The organism is Oleiphilus sp. HI0086 (assembly GCF_001635225.1).
Genome location: NZ_LWFZ01001041.1, coordinates 1 through 747 on the forward strand (window position 1 = coordinate 1; position 747 = coordinate 747).

A 747-nucleotide genomic window follows, 5' to 3' on the forward strand; every position below is an offset into this window, starting at 1 on the left:
TGCAAACCAAATACGGTTTCTTGATTCATTAACTCTTAACCTTTTGTTTTAACTTTGCGCTTTCTAATTGCTGGCGTCACCGGCTCTGAATTAGCGTCTGATTTTACCTTGTTAATTTTCTTTAAGGGCTTTTTTACTTGCTTGCTTTTTAAAGCTTCTAGCTTGCTTGGCTTGCGCTTTAAAGGCTGGCTAGATTTAAGCTCTTGAGGCTCTTCTGTCTTCAACTCTGAAGAAGACTTCGGCTTTCTTGACTTGGCTTTTACCGGACGCTCGGTTTTCTTTCTTGCGCCATTTCGGGATTTAACCTTAGGTTTATCACTTCCCTGACGTCTATCCGCTTCTTTACGCCGCTCACCTGCCTTCCGCTTGTCCTGACTGTCGCGCTTGCTACCGCTTTTGGGCTTACCTTTCTTAGGGCGCAATTTGTCACGTGACTTGGAACTTGAGCTCACTAGAACCAGGTCAACCTTGCGCTCTTCCAGATTGATGTTTGAGACCTGAACAAGCACCCTATCACCCAGACCAAAGCGCTTACCTGAGCGTTCACCGATCAGGCGATGCTTCGCTGCATCAAATTGATAATAATCACTGTCTAAAGTCGAGACATGAACTAGACCTTCAGCATATAAATCAGCTAGCTCTACAAAGAAGCCAAAGCCCGTCACGGCAGAGATAATACCCTCAAACTCCTCACCCAAGTGTTGCTGTAGGTACTCACACTTAAGCCAGCTCATTACATCACGCGTC

General features: G+C 45.5%; 1 protein-coding gene. It reads right to left on the reverse strand.

Translation table 11 applies throughout. The annotated features are described in order from the left end of the window. Nucleotides 1-35 precede the first annotated feature (35 nt). Nucleotides 36-747: S1 RNA-binding domain-containing protein (locus tag A3756_RS18700; protein WP_156490595.1), on the reverse strand; the 712-nt coding region annotated here is incomplete at its 5' end.